A 19,664-nucleotide genomic window follows, 5' to 3' on the forward strand; every position below is an offset into this window, starting at 1 on the left:
CATCGGCGAATGTCGGTACTCCGTCGAGGACCGTCTGCGCGCGGTCAGCCGACATAGATCCACACCCCCAGCGCCAGCGTCATCAGGACCACGGCGTACTTGACGCCGGAGATAAGCTCCGCGTCGCGGATGTAGCCGCTGATGAACCCGGAGAGGACCGCCTGGATCGTTACCGCGTGGAAGAACAGCATCGAGAGCACGTCGGGGTCGATGCCGCCGCCGCCGCCGAACCCGGCCCCGCCGGTGCTCCCGGCGCCGTCGCTCTGCGCGACCAGGTCGCCCATCACGTCGATGAACTGCGTCTGGAGGATGGCCATCACGCCGAGCAGCGTGACGTACGTCATCACGATGATCGCCACCTGCATCCGGGTCCGCGACTTCCGCTCGCGCTCGATGTCGTCCTGGTTCTCCGAGGCCTGCGCGGCCGTCGTGAGCACGTCCGTGATCTGCGAGGACGCCTCCTGCGCCTCGGCGATCAGCTTCACCGTCCGCGCGAGCCGCGGCACCGCGTAGGCGTTGTTGAACTCGACGAGCGCGTCACGGAGGCTCATCCCGTAGTTCACCTTCGCGTGGATCACCTCGAACTCCTCGGCGAGCTTGCCGGTCGAGGTCTCCGAGACCGTGCGCACCGATTCGAGCAGCGTCTGGCCGGTGTCGTTCGCCGAGGAGAGCTTCCGGAGCGTCTCCGAGAGCTTCCCGGTCACCGCCCGCCGCGAGCGCTGGTGCCACTCGTAGAACACCCCGAGCGGGACCAGCACGACGTAGAGGGGCACGTAGACCCAGACGAACGCCGACCACACCGGGCGGGCGATCCAGCCGTCGACCGTCGTCGGCGCCGACCCGGCCGCGGCCGCGACGACGACCAGCGCGAGCGCCGCGGGCACGGTCAACGCGAGGGTGTACGGCGGGTTCTCGCGGAGGAAGAGGTGCGGCGCCGAGAGGATCTCCATCGTCTTGTGGGTCCCCTCGCGGTCGCGGATGCGGTCGAAGACGCCGAACGTCCCGACGAACGCCTCCACGAGCCCGAAGTGGAAGAGCCCCTCCCGGCTCGTCTGTCGGAGGCGCTCGCTGCCACCGTCGGGCTGGAGGTAGCCGTCGCCGGGGTCGTCCTGTTTCACCGTCGAGACCAGCACGAGGAAGCCGACGCCGACCAGGGGGATGAGCAGGTACACCGTGACGTACAGCAGGCGGTCGTCGGCCTCGCCCATCATCCCCATGATGACGAGGATGATGATGAGAAGCAGCGGGAACAACGAGAGCGTCATGTACATCTCGCCGAACAGCTCCAAGGTCTCCAAGGTCATCTCGCGCTCCTGTTTCGACGTGCGGAGGTGCTTCTCCTTTTTGTCCTTCAGGAAGCCCTCCATGTCGCCGCCGGAGTTGACGATGGAGAGCATGTCGGCGAGGAACTGCGAGAGGTCGTCGGAGGGGGTCTCCATGGACTGCTGGCGGATCGCGTTCCGGTAGTCGGTGCCGAAGTACTCCGTCTCGTTGACGATGCTCTGGAACTCGCGTGACACCTCGCCGTAGGTGTCTTCCGCCGTCGCCATCGCGCGGAGGATCTCCAGCTGGTTCAGCCCGCCGACGGAGAGCGCGTACATGAACGACACCGAGTCCGCGAGCAGGAGGTTGATCTCCCGCTTCCGCGAGGAGGCGCGCGAGTACGGGACCGCGACGAGGCCGCCGAACCCGATCGCGAACCCGATCGAGCCGAAGACGAGCCCGCTGAGGATCACCGCGGTCGGCACGACGAGCGAGCGGAGCAGCTCCTGGATCGCCGTCGTCGGCGCCGGCACGCCGAGCGAGAGCGTCGACGGGTCGACCAGCCCCAGCGAGAACACGCCGTAGCCGATCAGGGTGCCGAGCGCCCAGAGCAGCCCGCCGACGAGCAGACCGACCGCCAGCGCCAGCGAGACGTACATCTCGACCTGGTCGGGCATCCGCGCCTCCGCGAGCTTGCGCTCCACGTCCGCGACGAAGTCGCCGTCGGGGTCGAACAGCAGCTCGAACACCGGGTAACACAGCTCCGCGAGGACGTTCGCGTCGACGCCGCCGTCGCCCGCGTCCACGTCGAGACTCACGGGACGGCCCTCACGAGGAACACGGCGTCACCCGTCCTCCGCGGGCTCGACGGCGTCGAACCCCCATTCGCCGATGTCGTCGCCCGTTCCGTCGTCAGCCTCGTCGGGGTCGTCCCCCTGCTCGGTCTCGTCGGCATCCTCCGCTTCATCTGCTGTGTCTGCCGTGTCAGGCTCGTCCTCCGCGTCAGGCTCGTCCGCCCCGTCCAACTCGTCCGTGTCGGACTCCTCGCCGTCGCCGACCTCCGCGGAGGGCTCGCCGTCCACGGGCTCCGCGGCGCTGAACCCCTCGCTCACGTCGGGGGACGCGTCGGCGCCGCCGCCCGCGCCGGCGTCGGGCGGGGCGCCGGGCTCGGAGGGGCCCGCGGGCGAGGAGAGCACGTCGACGCCCTCGTCGAACGGCTCGCCGAAGTCGATGCCGTCGAGGTCGCCCGAGCCGTCGCCCACCGCCTCGGCGACCCCCTCGAAGTCGCCGTGCGCGGGGTCCGGCGAGGGCGTCCCCGAGGGGCCCGCGCCCCCCAGGTCGGGGGGCGTCTCGTCGGCGTCGTCGACGCCGTCCGCGTCGGCCGCACCGGGCGCCGGTTCCGGGCCGGCCGGCTCGTCGTACGCCGCGTCCGCCTCGCGGGCCGCCTCAGCGAGGGCCTCGTGGTCGCTCGCCGGGGCGGCCTCCACGTCGCCCGCGTGGTTCATCTCAAGGAGGGCGTCGGCGACGGAGTCGGGGACCTGCCCGCGGTACGTCTCGAAGAGGTCCTCGGCGGCGTCGAGTATCCCGGCGGCCTCCGCCTCGCCGTCCGCGTCCGGCGTCGGGCGGGGGACGAGCGCCTCCTTCTCGCGGTCGACGTTGATCAGGACCGACTCCATCTCGCGGAGGTCCTCCAGCGAGCGCTCGAGCTCCTCGTTGGCCATCAGCGCGAGCACCGTCTCCGGGTCGTTGATGAACGCCTGGAACGTCGCCGCCACCTGCGCGTAGCTGTTGAGTCCGCGGTCGATGAGGTAGGCCAAGACGACCCGGCGCTTCCGCAGCTCCTCGTCGAGGGTCGCCCGGCTCCAGCCGCGGTCGAACATGATGTCTTCGAGCGTGTTCGAGTCGCCCATCTGGAGGAACTCGTCCGTCTCCGCCTGCCACTGGAACACGTCCTGAACGTTGATCTCGTCGTTCTCGGCGTCGTAGTGGTTGATCTCGGTGATCGACTTGTTCCGGCGCACCTTCTTGCCCTGAACGCGGGTCGAGGTCTGGATCGAAACCAAGTCGAGCGCCGTGAACATCGTCTTCGAGACGTTGATCGGGTCGGTGGTGAACCGCTTGAGCACCTCGCCGACGGAGTCGGCGTGGAACGTGGTGTAGGTGGTGTGACCGGTCGACATGACCTGGAACGCCGTCCGCCCCTCCTCGCCGCGGATCTCGCCCATCACGATGTAGTCGGGGCGCTGACGGAGCGCGGCCTCCAGCAGGTCGAACTCGTCGATATCGCCCTTGTCGTCGTCCGAGAAGGAGGGTCGGGTGACGGAGGCGATCCAGTTGCGCTGCGGGAGTTCGACCTCGCGGGTGTCCTCGATGGAGACGATCTTCGCGTTCGAGGGGATGAACAGGGAGACCGCGTTCAGGCTCGTCGTCTTCCCGGAGGCGGTGCCGCCGGCGAAGATCAGGCTCTTGTGGTTCTCGATGGAGAGCCAGAGGAACGCCATCTCGTCGAGCGAGAACGTCTTCCAGTTGATCAGGTCGATCGGCGTGAAGGGGACGTCCTTGAACTGCCGGATCGTGTAGTTGGTCCCGTGGTCCGACACCTCGCGGCCGAGGGTGAGCTGGGCGCGGGAGCCGTCCGGGAGCGTGGCGTCGACCTGCGGCCGGCGCTTCGAGATCCCCTTCCCGGAGCGCTGCGCGAGCTTCACGACGAAGTCGTCGAGCTCGTCGGTGCCGTGGTAGACGTTGGTGATGATCTGCTCGTACTCGGAGTGGTAGACGAAGACGGGGGAGTTGTACCCGTCACAGGAGATGTCCTCGACGTTGATGTCGTACTTGATCGGGTCGATCCGCTCGTAGCCGACGAAGTCGCGCTTCAGGTAGTACAGGAGCTTCTCGACCTGGTGGGCGGACAGCGTGCGGGCGTCCTCCGCGAGCACCGCGGGCTCGGGCCGGGCGCTGATCGCCGGCGGGTCGTCCGGCTCCTCGGTCGGCGGCTCGTAGCCGAGCGACTCCGCGATCCGCCCGGCGATCCCCTCCGTCGGGTCGATGCCGAAGCGGTCGACCAGCGTGTCGGCGATGCCCCGCTCGTCCTCGTCGTCCTCGTAGAGCCCGTAGCGATCGAGGAGCGTGCGCGCCTCCTCGACGATCACCTCCTCGCGGAACGCCTCGTCGCCGCCCGCGATCGACTCGTCGGCGTACTTGATCGAGGTCCGGAGCTTCCCGGTGAGGAACTCCGTGAGCTCCGCCTCGATCTCGGTGCGGTACGGCTGGACGGCGTAGTACTTCGCCTCGTTCTCCTTCCGCGACCGGAAGACGATGACGAACGCGTACGGCTTGTTCACCCAGTAGCGCTCCTCCTCCCGGAAGTGGGTCTTCTTCTGCATCGGCACCGCCTTCTCCAGGTCGTACCGGTTCGTCAGCGTGGTGTGGCCCTCGTCGGTCGAGAAGAACGCGTCCTCGTCGACTTCGGGGTTCACGTCCACGGTCCGCTCGTCCACGAGGTCGGCGAGCTCGGCCGCGGCGCTCCCGCCCGCGCCGAGCAGTTCCTCGGTGCGGTCCGGGTCGAACCCGAGCGCCTCCGTCTTGTCCTCGTGGGTGAACTCCAGCGGGATCGGCTCGCCCTCCTCGTTCTCCTCGGTCGGCGGGTTCCCGTCCTCGTCGAGGAAGAACTCCTCGCGGTAGTTCTCCCACGTGTAGTACCCCTTCAACACCGGGACCGAGTACGGGTCGTAGCGGGCCGCGCACATGTCCCAGAGGACGTCGCCGACCGCGGCGGCCGCGCGGACCCGGTAGTCGGTCTCGCTCGGGTCGAACCCCAGCAGCGTCGCCGGGTCGAACTCGACCCGGTCCCACTCGTCGGGGGTCGGCGCGCGAGAGGGCACCGACTCCACCGCGTCGGGGCGCACCACGACGACGCCCGCGACCCCGCCCCGGCCCACCGGTCCGTCGAACACCGTGTCCGGGCCGGGGTCGGCGTCGGGCACCGGCGTCGCGTCCGCGGTCGCCGCCGGTCCGTCGTCGGGGTCGCCGTCGGCTTCGACGTCGTCCGCGGTGTCCGAATCGCCGTCGGCCGCGTCGCTCCGAACCGGACGCCGCGGCGCGGCGACCCGCTCGCCCGTCGGGACGACGGTAGCACCGTCGAGGACGACCGCGTCGGTCCCGACGACGAGCGTGCCGCGGTCGGGGGTGCCGCGGCCCGGGACGGCCGTTTCCCCGTCCGCCTCGAACGGCTCGTCGACGCCCGGCGCGCGGAGCACGTCTTCGGCCCCGTCCGGGCGGTGGTACGCGACGGCGTCGGCCGGGACGGCGGGCTCGTTCGGCACGTCCGCGTACACGCGTTCCGCCTCGTCCTCGCGGCCGCGCTCGACGAGCAGCGACCGCCAGGTGTACCTGTCGGTGACGGCCGGGACGGTCTCCGCGGCCGTGTCCGGGTCGTCGAGCGGCTCGCCCTCGCCGGTCCCTCCAGTCCCGTCGCCGTCCGCGTCCGGCTCGCGGGTCCAGCCCGGGTCGCCGCCCGCGTCGGAACCGGACGCCGAAGTGCCACCCACCGGACCGGACCGCTGGGCGGACCGCTCGGCGTCCTCGCTGTCCATAGTCTCGGGAACTGCTCATCCGTTGAAAAAGGTGTCTCGCTAAACACCGCGATTGATAATCACGGGGGACGGGCGCTTTTTAGTCGCTCGGGCACCGACCGGTGCGCGTGTCTCGCTTCGACGGCGTCCGCCGCCTGCGACGGCTCCACAGCCCGCGGGTCAGGCGGCGGGTCCGTGCCGCCCTCGCCGAGGAGCTGTTGGGCGCGCCGCGGAGCTTCGCCGCCGTCTGCGCGTTCACCCTCTTCATGCTCGGCGTCGGCGTCGCGTACTACGCGCCGACCGCGGGGACCGTGCCGCCGGCGCTGTGGCCGCTGTACGCCGACTCAGCGGTCGCCGTCGCGCTCGGAGGCGGCGTCCTCGCCGCGATCGCGCCGACCGTCAGGCGGGGCGACCCGCTCGCGGAGGCGCCCGCCTCGCGCGGACTGGCGTACCTCCAGACGATCGCCTTCGTCTGGCTCGTCCAGTTCGGCCTCTGGCCGCTGGTCTCGCTGAACCTCGCGTTCGCCGAGTACGTCGCCGCGCCCGACGCCTGGATCTACTACTGGGGCGTGATCGGCACGCACCTGCTGTTCGTGGGGCTCGCGCTGCTGTTCCCGGCGTTCGGCCGCACGACGCGCGGCGCGCTCGCGACGGCGCTGGCGCTCGGCGTCGCGAACGTCGGCCTCGATTACGGGCTCGGCTACCACCCGCCGCTGCTGTACGAGCCCGGCGCCGGGCTCGCGGCCGCGACGCTGGCCATCGCGGTCGGAGCGGTCGCGCTCGCGGCGCGGTCCTTCCCGCGGCTTGACGAGGACGCGAGCTGAGAAGCGGGCCGGACCGGAACGTCAAATAACCGGGCTCCGATCGGCCGACATGGTCGAGGAATACGACAAACTGGTCCGAGACGAAATTCCTGAGATCATCGAGGCGGACGGCGGGCGAGCGCAGACGCACGTCGCCGGCGAGGACGAGTACGCGGACCGGCTCGCCGCGAAGCTGGCCGAGGAGACCGCGGAGTACCGAGAGACCCGCGACCCGCGGGAACTGGCGGACGTGCTTGAGGTTGTCCACGCGCTCCGCGAACTGAGCGGACTCACCGCCGAGGAGCTGGACGAGATGCGGTCCGAGAAGGCCGAGCGACGGGGGCGGTTCGACGAACGGATCGTCCTCGAACGGGTCGAGGAGTAGTCGCACTCAATGGGTTACCGGCGGGCGCGGCGGGACCAATACGAGACGGACGAAGTGAGTCTCGCGTGGTTCGAGTCCCCGGACCGCTACTGCTCACTTCGTTCGCGGGTAGCAGGCGCGACGGGATCCACGCGAGCGAACGCAGTGAGCGAGCGTGGATCCAGTCGCGCCCGTGACTGAGCGAAGCGAAGTCACGGGCGCGACGGGATTCGAACCCGCGATCGAGAGGTTAGGAACCTCTCGCCCTGTCCGCTAGGCCACGCGCCCAGAACGGGTGGAGAAAACGGTACGGCGGGGATCGGTCGGCGTCGGGGCCGGCTTACGCGCTCGTTTCCTTTTCGGTCTCGGTCTCCAGCTCGTCGAGGTCGTCGTCCTCGTCGTCGAGCGTCGAGTCCGCGCTCTTGCCGTCTTGCATGTCTTTCAGTTCTTCTTCGACCTGTTCGCGGCCCTTCTTGAACTCGCCCATCGCCTGGCCGGTCGACCGAGCGAGCTTCGGGATCTTGTTCGCCCCGAACAGCAGGACCAGCACGAGCAGGATTATGAGGAGTTCCGGCCCCGCCGGAATGCCGCCGATCAGTGGAATCGCACTTGTCATCTCTGTCTCGCTGTAGCCCTGTGTCGATTATAGTCTTTTTGCCTCGTCGAGTCGCCGCACGACGCCTCGCGCGGCGCGACGGGCCGAGCGAACGGCGTCGTCGCTCGGGTGCCGATCGGCCGACGGTCGGCCCTTCGCGCACGGCCCGACCGGGTCAGTCGGGGCGTGCGAGCCGCGCGAAGTACCAGTCGCCGTCGTAGCGGACGAGCGGGGCGACGCCGTCGTCCGTCGAGACGGCGTCGACGACGGCCGCGAAGGGGTCGGAGAGCGGCGGAGCCTCCGCGTACTCGGAGTCGATCGCCGCGTCGAGGACCGCGCGCTGGTCCCCGGTCGGGTCGGCGAGCGAGCGGCCGCGCTCCTCGCCGACGGCCTCGCGGAAGTCACGCTGCGACGAGGCGACGCGGTCGGCGCGGACGGCGACGGTCCGTACCTCGACCGACCGCTCCTCCGCGAACGAGAACCGGAGGAGTTCGCCGTCCCACGCGACCCGCTGGCCGTCGTTCTCGGGGACGAAGCGGGAACGCTCCCGCCGCTCGGCGGACGCGTACGCGAAGGTGACCTCGAACGGCGGGTAGTGTGGCGCGTGGACGAGCGACGCGTCCCCAAGCGCGTCGAGGACGGTGTCCCAATCGTGGGCCGGGAGGTCCGCGAAGGGGACGCTCGACGGGGGACCGAAGAAGAAGGAGTCGACTGCGTCGACCGCCACCGTGTACGCGTAGCCCGGTGCCGCGACGGAATCGACCGTCTCGGTCTCGATCCGGTAGTACTCGGGGCCGTCGGCGACGACGTACGGCGCCGAGACGTCGGGGCCGTAGTACCCGTCGACGGCGGCTTCCCCGCCGTCGATCGCGGTTCGGACGGCCGCCCGTCCAGCGTGTCCGACGAAGTCGACCGGAGTGCTGAACTCGTTCGAGACGCCGACCGGCGAGGCCTCGTCGAGCCGCAGCACCGTCCGCGAGCGAGTGTCGTCCGACGAATCGTCCGTGAGACAGCCGGAGAATCCAGTCAGCGAGGCGGTCGCGGTCATCAGCGCCACTTGTCGGCGGGAGGGGCCGCATGGAGGGCGAGACATCGCCGGCACTTCGTCGGCGGCGCACTTGATTCCGTCCCCGACCGCGGAACGCGTTGCCCGGGCTGCCGACTGAAGGCGGGCGGGGAGTCCGGGATTCCGGTCCGGGATCCGCCGTCGAAACCGTGATACGCCCGGCCGACGACGACCCGGTATGCCAGACGTCGGCGACGACGCCCCAGACTTCACCGGATCGCTCGTGGACGGCGACATCGCACCGTTCGAACTCTCCGACCACCTCGGCGACGAGCCGGTTGTCCTCGCCTTCTTCCCGGCGGCCTTCTCGAACACCTGTACCGACGAGATGGAGGCGCTCCGCGACGGGTTCGACCGCGACGACTGTACGCTGTTCGGCGTGAGCACCGACCTCCCGCACGCGCTCGGCGCGTACCGCGCGCAGTACGACCTCCCGTTCGCCCTGGTCGGCGACCCCGACCACCGCGCGATCGAGGCGTACGACGTGATCGAGGCGTTCGAGCACTACGGCGTCGAGACGGTCGCGCAGCGCGCCGTCTTCGTGATCGACGAGGTCGGGACCGTGACCTACCGCTGGCTCGCGGACAACGCCGGACAGGAGCCGGACTACGAGGAGCTGGCCGCGGCGGTGGCGGAGGCGAGCGCCTGACGGGCGCGACGCCCGGGTCTGCGGTGGCCTCGCTCAGGCCGGATCGCGGAGCGAGTCGAGCGCCTCGGGGTTCTCCATCGAGGAGAGGTCTCCCGGGTCCTCGCCGACGTACACCGACTCGATCGCGCGACGGATGATCTTCCCCGACTGCGTCTTCGGGAAGGCGTCGACGAACAGCAGCTCGCGCGGCCGGAACGGCTTACCGTGCTCGTCGCCCACCAGCGCGCGGAGCTCCTCGCGGAGGTCGTCGCTCGGGTCGACGCCCGGTTCGAGCACGACGTACGCGACGACCGCGGTGCCGGTGGTGTCGTCGGGGACGCCGACCGCCGCCGCCTGATTGACGGCGTCGTGGTCGATGAGGACGCCCTCGATCTCCGCCGGTCCCACCTTCCGGCCCGCGACGTTCAGGGCGTCGTCGGCGCGCCCGTGGAGGAACCAGAAGCCGTCGTCGTCCCTCTGTGCGAAGTCGCCGTGGTCCCACAGGTCGGGCCACGTCGACCAGTACTCGTCGAGGTAGCGCTCGTCGCCCGACCACAGCGACTTCGTCATCGAGGGGCAGGAGTCGCGCGCGACGAGGTAGCCGCGCTCGCCGGACTCCTTCACCGACTCGCCGGTCTCGTCGACGATGTCGATGTCCATCCCGAGCCCCGGCCCGCCGAGCGTACAGGGCTTCAGCGGCTGGTTCGGCATCGGCATGAGGAAGCAGCCGCAGATCTCCGTGCCGCCGGAGATGTTGATTATCGGGCACTCGCCGCCGCCGACCGCGTCGTGGAACCAGCGCCACGACTCGGGGTCCCACGGCTCGCCGGTGGAGCCCAGGATTCGGAGCGAGGAGAGGTCGTGTCCCTCGACCCACTCGTCCCCGTGCTTCCGGAGCGCCCGGATCGCGGTCGGAGAGATGCCGAACTGCGTGATCGAGTGTCGGTCGATCAGCTCCCAAAAGCGGTCCGGCTCGGGGTGGTCCGGCGCGCCCTCGTACATCACCACCGTCCCGCCGAACGCGTGGTTGCCGATCAGCGTCCACGGGCCCATCATCCAGCCGATGTCCGAGACCCAGAAGAACCGGTCCGCGGGCTTCTGATCGAAACCGAAGTGGATCTCCTTGGCGCACTCCGTGAGGACCCCGGCGTGGGTGTGGACGATCCCCTTCGGCTCACCGGTCGTCCCCGAGGAGTACAACAGCATAGACTCCTGGTCGCTCGGGAGGCGCTTCGTCTCGTACGTCGCGGGCTGCGAGCCGACCGCCTCGTCCCACGTCCGGTCGCGGTCGTCGTTCCACGGGACAGGGTCGGCGCCCGTATCGTCGCTCGCGGGCGTCGCGCCCAGCCTGTCGTACACGACCACCTCCTCGACCTGCCCGGCGTCGACGATCGCGTCGTCCGCGGTCGCCTTCAGCCGGACCTCGTCGCCCCGTCGGTAGAACCCGTCGCCGGTGAACAGCACCGCGGGCTCGGCGTCGTCGATCCGCGTCGCGGTCGCCTCGCGTCCGAAGCCGGAGAAGATCGGGACGGCGACCGCGCCGACCTTCAGGCAGCCGTAGAGGATCGAGACGACCTCGGGCACCATGGGCATGTAGAGGCCGACCGTGTCGCCGGTCTCGATCCCGGCCTCGGTTAGGTAGTTCGCGACGCGGTCGCTCTGCCTGCGGAGCTCGTGGAACGTGACCTCGCGGACGTCGCCCGGCTCGCCCTCCCAGATCAGCGCGACGCGGTTGCGGTTCGGAGCGTCGACCGCGGCGTGGCGGTCGACGACGTTGTGCGCGACGTTGATCTCCCCGCCGGGGTACCAGTCGGAGAACTGCGGGCCCTCGGCGTCGTCCCGGACGGCGTCGTAGTCGGCGTAGAAGTCGATGTCGAGGTAGTCGACGATCTCGTCCCAGAACCAGTCGACGCCCGACTCGGGCTCGCCCGCGACCTCGGAGGTAGTGCGTTCGATGAGCGCCTCGTAGTCGTCGATCCCGTACTCCCGCATGAACGCGGCGACGTTCGTCGACTCGGCGAACGCCTCGCTCGGTTCGTGTACGACCTCGTCTATCCCCTCGTACTCGTTCATCTCGCCCGGTGATTTTCGCGGCGACAGTAAGTAACTTTCCTGAAAGACTACGGTGGCTCGGCACACTCGCCCGTACGGACCACGTCCACGTCGACGGGAGCGTCGCCGTCGTTGCGGACCGCAAGGTCGAGTCGGCTCGGCTCGGGGTCACCGAGACAGCCGGCCGCCGCGCCGGCCGGCGCACCGAGGCCCGCCGCGAGGGGGCTCCGTCGTTCCATGGCGACCGGTCGTCGGGGCGGGAGTTCAACACCGCACACCGCGGCGGTGTGAGCCCGCGAAGAGAAAGTCGGCGTCCGGTCCGCTATTCGTCGTCGGTCTCGGCGTCGTCGTCACCCTCGTCGTCCGCGGCCGCGTGGACCGACTCGGGGACGATGTCGACGGAGGCGACCTCGTCGTCGGGGTCGAGGTTCATCACGATGACCCCCTTCGTGTTGCGGCTCACCGTCGATATCTCCTCGACGCGGGTCCGCATGATCTGCCCGGCGGCGCTCATCGCGATCAGGTGGTCGCCGTGGGTGACCGCCTCGATGGCGACGACCTCGCCGTTGCGGTCGCCGGTCTTGATGTCGACGAGCCCCTTCCCGTTCCGCGACTGCGGGCGGTACTCGTCGAGGTCGGAGCGCTTCCCGTAGCCGTTCTCCGTGACGGTGAGCACCCAGTTGTGGTAGCCGTCGTCGATGGCGGCGACGCCCGCGACGGCGTCGCCCTCGCGGAGGTCGATGGCGATCACGCCGCGGGCCGTGCGGCCCATCGCGCGGGCGTCCGACTCGTCGAAGCGGATCGCCATCCCGTCGCGGCTCCCGATGACGATGTCGCGCTCCCCGTCGGTCACCTCGACGTCGACCAGCTCGTCGCCGTCCTCCAGCCGGATCGCCCGGATCCCGGTCGACCGGATGTTACCGAACTCCTCGACGGCGGTCCGCTTGATGTACCCGTCGCGGGTGACCATCGTGAGGAACTCGTCGTCGTCCAAGTCCTCCGTATTGACCACCGACTCGATCTCCTCGCCGTCGTCGAGGTCGAGGAGGTTGACCGCGGACTTCCCGCGGGCAGTGCGGGACATCTCCGGGATCTCGTAGGTCTTCAGCTCGTAGATCTGGCCGTGGTTCGTGAAGACGAGCAGGTAGTCGTGGGAGTTGGCCGCGAACACCGAGGAGACGCGGTCGCCCTCCTTCAGGCCGGTGCCGATGATCCCCTTGCCGCCGCGGTTCTGCGCGCGGAACTCGTCGAGCGGCATCCGCTTGATGTAGTCGTCCTCGCTCATCACGACGACCTGCTCCTCTTCCGGGATCAGGTCCTCGTGAGTCACGTCGCCCGCGTCCTCGATGAAGCTCGTGCGGCGCTCGTCGTCGTACTCGGCCTTGATCGCCTGCAGCTCGTCGACGATCACTTGGTCGAGCTCGTCGGGGTCCGAGAGGATGGTCTCCAGCCGCTCGATCCGGGCCTTGACCTCCTCGTACTCTTCCTCGATCTCCGCCGTCTCCATCGACGTGAGCGATCCGAGCTGCATCCGGACGATGTGGGCCGCCTGCGCCTCGGTGAAGTCGAACGCGGACTCCAACGCGGTCTTCGCGGCGTCGCGGTCGTCGGAGTCCTGGATCGTCTCGACGACGCTGTCGACGTTGTCGAGCGCCTTCAGGCGCCCTTCGAGGATGTGCGCGCGGTCCTCGCGCTCGGCGAGCTCGTGCTCGGAGCGGCGGCGCACGACCTCGCGCCGGTGGTCGACGTAGTGTTCGAGCGTCTGCTTGAGGTCGAGCACCTGCGGCGAGCCGTCGACCAAGGCGAGGTTGATGACGCCGAACGTGCGTTCGAGGTGGCTCTCTAACAGCTGGTTTTTCACCACGTCCGCCATCGCGTCGCGCTTCAGCTCGACGACGATCCGGATCCCGTCGCGGTCGGACTCGTCGCGGAGGTCGCGGATCCCCTCGATGGCGCCCTCGTTTACGTCCTCGGCGATGCGCTCGACCAGCCTGGACTTGTTCTGCTGGAAGGGGAGCTCGCTGATGACGATCCGGCCCTCCTCCTCGTCGACCTCGAACTCCGCGCGGACGCGTATCCGGCCGCGACCGGTCTTGTAGGCCTTATGGACCGCGTTCCGCCCGACGATGTTCGCGCCGGTCGGGAAGTCCGGCCCCTTGACGTGCTCCATCAGGTCCTCGACGCTCGCGTCGGGCGTCTCGATCAGCTCGACGGTGGCGTCGACCACCTCGCCGAGGTTGTGCGGCGGGATGTTCGTCGACATCCCGACGGCGATGCCCGACGAGCCGTTGACGAGCAGGTTCGGGAACGCGGCCGGGAGCACTTCGGGCTCCTCCAGGCGGTCGTCGTAGTTCGCCTGGAAGTCGACGGTGTCGCGCTCGATGTCCGCCATGAGCTCCTCGGCGATGGGGGCCATCCGGGCCTCCGTGTACCGCATCGCGGCCGGCGGGTCGCCGTCGACCGAGCCGAAGTTCCCCTGGCCGTCGACGAGGGGGTAGCGCATCGAGAAGTCCTGGGCCATCCGCGCGAGCGTGTCGTAGATGGCGCTGTCGCCGTGCGGGTGGTAGTCACCCATCGTCTCGCCCACGACGGAGGAGGACTTGCGGTGCGCGGAGTTGCTCGTCACGCCCGCCTCGTTCATCGCGAAGAGGATCCGGCGGTGGACTGGCTTGAGCCCGTCGCGTACGTCGGGGAGCGCCCGCCCCGCGATGACGGACATCGCGTAGTCGATGTACGACTGCTCCATCTCGTCTTCGATGCGCGCGTTCGTCACCTGCGCGGCGCGCACGTCGCCGGGGTCGGCGTCGGGACTTTCCGAGCTCATATGTCCACCCACTCCGCTTCGGTCGCGTGTTCCTTGATGAACTGCTTCCGCGGCTCGACCGCGTCGCCCATCAGCACGTTGAACATGCGGTCCGCGGCGGCCGCGTCGTCGACGTTAATGCGCTTGAGACGCCGGTTTTCCGGGTCCATAGTGGTATCCCACAGCTGGTCGGGGTTCATCTCGCCGAGCCCCTTGAACCGCTGGACCTGCGTCGGGTTGCCGTCGCACTTCTCCTCGATGATCCGGTCGCGCTCCGCCTCGGTCATCGCGTCGTACGTGTTCCCGCGGTAACGGACGCGGTACAGCGGGGGCTGGGCCGCGTACACGTAGCCGGCCTCCAGGAGGGGCTTCATGTGGCGGTACAGCAACGTGAGAAGCAGCGTCCGGATGTGGGCGCCGTCGACGTCGGCGTCCGTCATCAGGATGATCTTGTTGTACCGGACGTCGTCGATGTCGAACTCCTCGCCGATGCCCGCGCCGATCGCGGTGATCAGCGCGCGGATCTCGTCGTTCTCTAAGATCCGGTCGAGGCGGTGTTTCTCGACGTTGAGTATCTTCCCCTTCAGCGGGAGGATCGCCTGGTTCTCGCGGTTGCGGCCCTGCTTCGCGGAGCCGCCCGCGGAGTCGCCCTCGACCACGAACAGCTCCGCCTCCCCCGGGTCGCGGGTCTGACAGTCGGCGAGCTTCCCGGGCAGCGCGGTGGATTCGAGCGCCGACTTCCGGCGGGTGAGCTCCTCGGCCTTCTTCGCGGCCTTCCGGGCGCGCGCGGCCTCGGCGGCCTTGTGGACGACCTTCTCCGCCGTGTCGGGGTTCTCCTCGAAGAAGGTGCCGAGCTTCTCGTGGGTCGCGGACTCGACGACGCCGCGCACCTCGCTGTTGCCGAGCTTCGTCTTCGTCTGCCCCTCGAACTGCGGGTCGGGGTGTTTCACCGAGACGACCGCGGTGAGGCCCTCGCGCACGTCCTCCCCTTTGAGGTTCGCGTCGAGGTCGTCGACGAGCCCGTGCTCGTTGGCGTAGTCGTTGACCGTCCGCGTGAGCGCGGTCTTGAAGCCGGTGAGGTGGGTGCCGCCCTCGCGGGTGTTGATGTTGTTCGCGAACGCGTGGACGGAGCCCTGGAGCTCCTCGGTCGCCTGCATCGCGACCTCGACCTGGACGCCGTCGGTCTCGTCCTCGAAGTAGATGACCTCCTCGTGGATCGGCGAGCGCGTCTCGTTGAGGTACGCGACGAACTCGCGGATCCCGCCGTCGTACTTGAACGTCTCCGCGGTGTCGTCGCGGTCGTCGACGAGACGGATCTCGACGCCGGAGTTGAGGAAGGCGAGCTCGCGGAGCCGGTTCGCGAGCGTCGACGTCTGGAACTCCGTCGTCTCGAATATCTCCGCGTCGGGCCAGAATCGGATCTCCGTCCCGGTCGACTCGTCGCCGTCCATGTCGCGGACGCGCTCGAACCCGTCCTCCGCGGGCTCTCCCCCGGCGAACCGGTGGCGGAAGACGCCGCCGTCGCGCTTGACCTCGACCTCCAAGCGCTCGGAGAGCGCGTTGACGACGCTGACGCCAACGCCGTGGAGCCCCCCCGAGACCTGGTACGACTTGGAGTCGAACTTCCCGCCGGCGTGGAGGACGGTCAGGATGACCTCCAGCGCGGGCCGGTCGTACTCCTCGTGGGTGTCGACCGGGATCCCGCGCCCGTCGTCGCTGACGGAGACGGAGCCGTCCTCGTGGATCCGCACCTCGATCTCCTCGCAGTACCCCGCGAGCGCCTCGTCGATGGAGTTGTCGACTACCTCGTAGACGAGGTGGTGGAGCCCTCGACCGTCCGTCGACCCGATGTACATCGCCGGTCGCTTACGGACGGCCTGTAGGCCCTCGAGGACCTGGATTTGGCCGGCTCCGTATTCACTCTGCTCTGACATAGGAACTTACTACCGCTAATCGCTGTCGGGTTATAAAGCCGGCGCACGCGCGCGGGCGTGAGCGGCGACCGCCGACGGACCCACGAGACGCGATCGGCACCGCCGACGGACCCACGAGACGCGGTCGTCGCGTGTGTAACGTTCCCACAGCTACAAGCCGTGCCCCCGCGTACCGATCGCCGAATGCTACCGATCGCGGACTCCTTCGAACACGTTCACCGCGGCTGCGAGATCCGGTACGGACGGGGGCGAATCGCCGACCTCGGGGGCTGGCTCGCCGAGCGCGGCCTCGACGACGCCCTGGTCGTCTGCGGTTCGAACACGGGCGCGAACGACGCGCTGATGGGCCCGATACGGGGCGGGCTCGGCGACCGGCTCGCCGGCGTCTTCGACGGGACGACCCCCGACAAGCGGGTCGAGACCGCCTACGACCTGCTGGACGCCCGGGCCGAGGTCGGGGCCGACGTCCTCGTCGCGGTCGGCGGCGGCGCGAGCCTCGATATCGCGCGACAGGCGACGCTGCTCGCAGCCGACGGCCGCGACCTCGACGACCTCCGCGCCGACGCGGAGGCGGGGGCGGATGCGCTCGGCGACCTCGCGCCCGAGAGCGGTCCGGCGGTGCCCTTCGTCGTGGTGCCGACGACGTTCGCGGGCGCGGACGTCTCCACGGGCGGGTCCCTGGAGGTCTTCTCCGCCGACGAGTCGCCGACCGGCCAGCCGGTGACCGTCAGCGGGAGCGGCGCGTGGCCGATCGCGGACGTGGCCGACCCGGCGCTGTTCGAGACGACGCCGACCTCGGTGCTGGCCGGGTCGGCGATGAACGGCTTCGACAAGGGGATCGAGACGCCGTACGCCCGCGACGCCGACCCGGTGAGCGACGCGGCCGCGGTCCACGGGCTCCGGCTCCTCTCCGACGCGCTGCCCCGCGTGGCCGGCGACCGACCGGGCGGCGAGGACGCGACGGACCGCGCGGTGGTGGGGTCGCTGCTCGTCCAACTGGACCGCAAGATCAGCGTGATCCACGCGTTCGGGCACGGGTTCGCCCGGCGCTACGACGTCCAGCAGGGCGCGATCCACGCCGTCGTCGCGCCGCACGCGCTGGCGTACCTCTTCGACGAGGTCGACGCGAGCCGCCGGGCGCTCGCGGCCGGGCTGGGGGTCCCGACCGACGGGCGCGACGACGGCGCGATCGCCGAGGACGTGGTCGAGGCGGTCGACGACGTCCGCGGTGCGCTCGACGTGCCGAGCCGGCTCCGAGACCTCCCCGAGACGGACGAGGCGGACCTCCCGGCGATCGCGGAGTTCGTCGCCGAGGACCCGCCGATGGAGCGCGCGCCGGCCGACCTCGACGCGACCGCGACGGGGATCCTCGGCGTGTTGCGCGCGGCCTGGTAAAGAGAGGGCCTCAGTCGTCCGCCGCCGCGTACGTCTCCAGCGCGGTCAGCCGTCCGTCCGCCGCGTCGAACACGTCGACGAACGCGAACAGGGCCTCGCCGTCGGCGTCGAGCAGTCGGCCGCGGACGGCCACGCCGGGGCCGGACGGGTACACGCCGTCGACAGCGTGGGTCGTGTCGGTGTTCGGCCGCTCGTCGCGCATGAACGCGACGAAGCGCTCGCGCCCCTCGAAGGTGCGGTCGGGGCGCCGCTGGACGAAATCCGGGTCGAGCAGCGACGCGAGCCGGTCGTACTCGCCCGCGTCGAGCGCGTCGTAGTAGGCGCGCGCGAGGGCGGCCGGGTCCGAGGGCGTCGCCTCCGCTCGCTCCCCGCCCTCACGCCGCGAGGGCATGGAACTCCTCCGCCGAGGTCCGGGTCCCCTTCGAGATGATCACGTCGCCGCCCCGGAGGGTGGTGTCGATGTCGGGACCGATCAGCCAGCCGTCGTCCGGGCGGCGGATCGCGAGGACGCTCGTCGAGATGTCCGTCGCGGGCACGCCGTCGACGACCGCGGTCCCGTCGAGGTCGCTCCCCGCGCCGACCTCGGTCCGGGTGATGATCTCGTCGGACTCCTGGACGGCCATCTCCACGACCGGGTGGACGTCGAGGTCGCGGCGGACCCCCTCGGTGATCGCCAGCGCGGCGTCGGATATCTCCTCGGTCGCGACGCCGAGGTGGATGAGCCCGCGCAGCGATACCGGGTCGTCGGCCGCGGCCGCGGCGCGGAGCGTCCACGCCTCGAAGCGCGACTGGAGCGCGTCGACCTCCACCTCGAGGTTGCTCACCTCCTCCGCCAACTCCTCGTTGTCGAAGAGGACGGAGCCGTACGCGAGGTCGACCGCGAGCTCCGAGAGGTTCTTCATCAACACGATGGAGTCGACCGCGCGTTCGAGGTCGTCGATCCCGGGCTCGGCCGCGGGCCGCGGCTCGAACGGCTCGCCGCTCAGCTCGGGGACCACGTCCGCCACGCCGGCCTCGGGGCCGCGCAGAAGCGTCACGTCGCCCGCCTCAAGCCGGGTGGTCGGCCCGGGGTTGAGGATCCAGTCCTCGTCGCGCCGGACCGCGATGACGCGGACGCCGGTCTCCGACTCGAGGTCGATGTCGTCGAGCGTCCGGCCGGCGTACGCCGAGTCGGCCGTCGCGGTCGCGCGGACGAGCGTCTCGACGCCCGCCGAGAGCGCGCCACGCATCGCGTCGGGGAGCCCGATCTCCTCGGTGACGATCTTTGCGATGTCGCCCGCGGCGTCGGCCACCTTGTCGGCGGCGGCGATGACGCCGAGGACCGGCGCGAGCGTCTCCGCCTCGGTCGGGTTCCGCGCCGCGAGCATCAGGCTCATCCGGGCGCGCAGCTGGAGCACGTCCATCCGGTGTTCCAGCTCGACGACCTCGTGCGCGACCGTCGGGCTCCCGTGGAGGACCGCCGAGTACGACAGGTCGATCAGCAGCTCCGCCGTGTCCTTCATCTCGACGAGCAGGTCCTTGACGCTCGTCGGCTCGTAGCGGACCGTGCGCCCGTCGAAACGTCCCATGCGACTCCCTCTCCGGCGGCGAGTAAAAGGCTTGTTGCGGGGACGACGGGGCGGTCGGAGGCCCCTCCGACCGGCTCAGAGCGCGTCGCCGGCGACGTACCCGGCGTCTGTCAAAGGCCCCTCCGACCGCTCCGTCGCGTCCGGGTCGCCGCCGACCGGCGCGGCGAGGTCGACGAGCGCGAGCCACCCGAGGAGGCGGGCGGCGCGGTCGCGCCACGCGGCCTCCCAGTCGGGGTTGCGCGCCCTGTCGTGGCGCGGGACCCGGTCGCGGGTGGCCGCGAAGAGGTCGTCGGGCGTCAAGGGGGCCTCCGGCGAGGCCTCGCGCAGCGCGGCGAGCGCCTCCGGGACGAGGAGGACCTCCTCGCGGAGCCCCTCGCGGACGCGCTCGGATGTCGGCTCGGCGTCGGCGCGGACGAAGCCGCGCGCGGTCTCCTCGACCAGGTCGAGCGCGCGCAGGAAGGCGAGCCAGTCGTTCGCGGTCTGCCGGTCGGGGAGGTCGCGGCGCCGACGAAGTCGAGCGCAGCAGTCGTCGGTGTCGCCCGGCACGAGCGGGACCGCGCGCTGGTACTCGCGGAGCGCGTCGAGGTCGGCCGGGGGGTCGGGGACGGGCTTGAGTCGCATC

At 70.2% G+C, this 19,664-nt stretch carries 15 protein-coding genes and 1 tRNA gene; 4 read left to right on the forward strand and 12 right to left on the reverse strand.

Features of this window, described 5'->3' with window-relative positions:
- Window positions 1–44: 44 nt before the first annotated feature.
- Both DVK06_RS04655 and DVK06_RS04660 read right to left on the reverse strand, forming a co-directional pair.
- Entirely contained in the window at window positions 45–2,081 is a 2,037-nt protein-coding gene (locus tag DVK06_RS04655) for a type II secretion system F family protein (protein ID WP_121599476.1), read from the reverse strand.
- A gap of 27 nt (window positions 2,082–2,108) precedes the next feature.
- Window positions 2,109–5,855 (reverse strand): ATPase, T2SS/T4P/T4SS family, encoded by a 3,747-nt coding sequence (locus DVK06_RS04660; protein WP_121599477.1) that lies wholly within the window; start codon window positions 5,853–5,855, stop codon window positions 2,109–2,111.
- A 101-nt stretch (window positions 5,856–5,956) separates the two neighbouring features.
- Between DVK06_RS04660 and DVK06_RS04665 the strand changes: the two genes are divergently transcribed.
- Window positions 5,957–6,658: a DUF1405 domain-containing protein gene (locus DVK06_RS04665; RefSeq protein WP_394345489.1), complete on the forward strand. Its 702-nt coding sequence runs from the start codon at window positions 5,957–5,959 to the stop codon at window positions 6,656–6,658.
- A gap of 49 nt (window positions 6,659–6,707) precedes the next feature.
- Complete coding sequence (locus DVK06_RS04670) at window positions 6,708–7,022, forward strand: nucleoside triphosphate pyrophosphohydrolase (RefSeq protein ID WP_121599479.1); 315 nt, start codon at window positions 6,708–6,710, stop codon at window positions 7,020–7,022.
- Window positions 7,023–7,216: 194 nt separating this feature from the next.
- Here DVK06_RS04670 and DVK06_RS04675 read toward each other — a convergent pair.
- The 3 genes from DVK06_RS04675 to DVK06_RS04685 all read right to left on the reverse strand — a co-directional run bounded on the left by DVK06_RS04675 (window position 7,217) and on the right by DVK06_RS04685 (window position 8,644).
- Window positions 7,217–7,289 (reverse strand) — tRNA-Arg (locus tag DVK06_RS04675).
- Window positions 7,290–7,341: 52 nt separating this feature from the next.
- Window positions 7,342–7,617 carry a twin-arginine translocase TatA/TatE family subunit gene (locus DVK06_RS04680; RefSeq protein ID WP_053771333.1) on the reverse strand — a complete coding sequence of 92 codons (276 nt, stop codon included), beginning with the start codon at window positions 7,615–7,617 and terminating at the stop codon, window positions 7,342–7,344.
- Window positions 7,618–7,771: 154 nt separating this feature from the next.
- On the reverse strand, window positions 7,772–8,644 hold the full coding sequence (locus DVK06_RS04685) for a hypothetical protein (RefSeq protein ID WP_233561608.1): 873 nt from the start codon (window positions 8,642–8,644) through the stop codon (window positions 7,772–7,774).
- A gap of 196 nt (window positions 8,645–8,840) precedes the next feature.
- Between DVK06_RS04685 and DVK06_RS04690 the strand changes: the two genes are divergently transcribed.
- Window positions 8,841–9,311 carry a redoxin domain-containing protein gene (locus DVK06_RS04690; protein WP_053771335.1) on the forward strand — a complete coding sequence of 157 codons (471 nt, stop codon included), beginning with the start codon at window positions 8,841–8,843 and terminating at the stop codon, window positions 9,309–9,311.
- Window positions 9,312–9,344: 33 nt separating this feature from the next.
- On the opposite strand, the gene DVK06_RS04695 is transcribed toward DVK06_RS04690, so the two are convergent.
- The 4 genes from DVK06_RS04695 to gyrB all read right to left on the reverse strand — a co-directional run bounded on the left by DVK06_RS04695 (window position 9,345) and on the right by gyrB (window position 16,079).
- On the reverse strand, window positions 9,345–11,363 hold the full coding sequence (locus DVK06_RS04695; RefSeq protein WP_121599481.1) for an AMP-binding protein: 2,019 nt from the start codon (window positions 11,361–11,363) through the stop codon (window positions 9,345–9,347).
- 47 nt (window positions 11,364–11,410) lie between these two features.
- Window positions 11,411–11,581, reverse strand: a complete 171-nt coding sequence (locus DVK06_RS18625; protein ID WP_158293561.1) for a hypothetical protein — start codon at window positions 11,579–11,581, stop codon at window positions 11,411–11,413.
- An 83-nt stretch (window positions 11,582–11,664) separates the two neighbouring features.
- On the reverse strand, window positions 11,665–14,166 hold the full coding sequence (gene gyrA / locus DVK06_RS04700) for a DNA gyrase subunit A (RefSeq protein WP_053771337.1): 2,502 nt from the start codon (window positions 14,164–14,166) through the stop codon (window positions 11,665–11,667).
- A complete protein-coding gene (gyrB, locus tag DVK06_RS04705; protein ID WP_053771338.1) occupies window positions 14,163–16,079 on the reverse strand; it encodes a DNA topoisomerase (ATP-hydrolyzing) subunit B in 1,917 nt (638 codons plus the stop codon). The genes gyrA and gyrB overlap by 4 nt, the downstream gene beginning before the upstream one ends.
- A 183-nt stretch (window positions 16,080–16,262) precedes the next feature.
- Between gyrB and DVK06_RS04710 the strand changes: the two genes are divergently transcribed.
- Window positions 16,263–17,474: an iron-containing alcohol dehydrogenase family protein gene (locus DVK06_RS04710; protein ID WP_121599482.1), complete on the forward strand. Its 1,212-nt coding sequence runs from the start codon at window positions 16,263–16,265 to the stop codon at window positions 17,472–17,474.
- A gap of 10 nt (window positions 17,475–17,484) precedes the next feature.
- On the opposite strand, the gene DVK06_RS04715 is transcribed toward DVK06_RS04710, so the two are convergent.
- The 3 genes from DVK06_RS04715 to DVK06_RS04725 form a co-directional block, all read right to left on the reverse strand.
- Window positions 17,485–17,865: a nuclear transport factor 2 family protein gene (locus tag DVK06_RS04715; protein ID WP_053771340.1), complete on the reverse strand. Its 381-nt coding sequence runs from the start codon at window positions 17,863–17,865 to the stop codon at window positions 17,485–17,487.
- Window positions 17,849–19,042, reverse strand: coding sequence for a potassium channel family protein (locus DVK06_RS04720; protein WP_121599483.1), 1,194 nt, complete (start codon window positions 19,040–19,042; stop codon window positions 17,849–17,851). Before DVK06_RS04720 ends, DVK06_RS04715 begins: the two co-directional genes overlap by 17 nt.
- A gap of 75 nt (window positions 19,043–19,117) precedes the next feature.
- The gene (locus DVK06_RS04725; RefSeq protein ID WP_121599484.1) at window positions 19,118–19,663 is read right to left on the reverse strand and encodes a hypothetical protein; all 546 of its coding nucleotides are present in this window, start codon (window positions 19,661–19,663) and stop codon (window positions 19,118–19,120) included.
- Window position 19,664 lies beyond the last annotated feature (1 nt).

Source organism: Halorubrum sp. Atlit-28R, assembly GCF_003665955.1.
GTDB classification, from domain to species: Archaea; Halobacteriota; Halobacteria; order Halobacteriales; family Haloferacaceae; genus Halorubrum; species Halorubrum tropicale.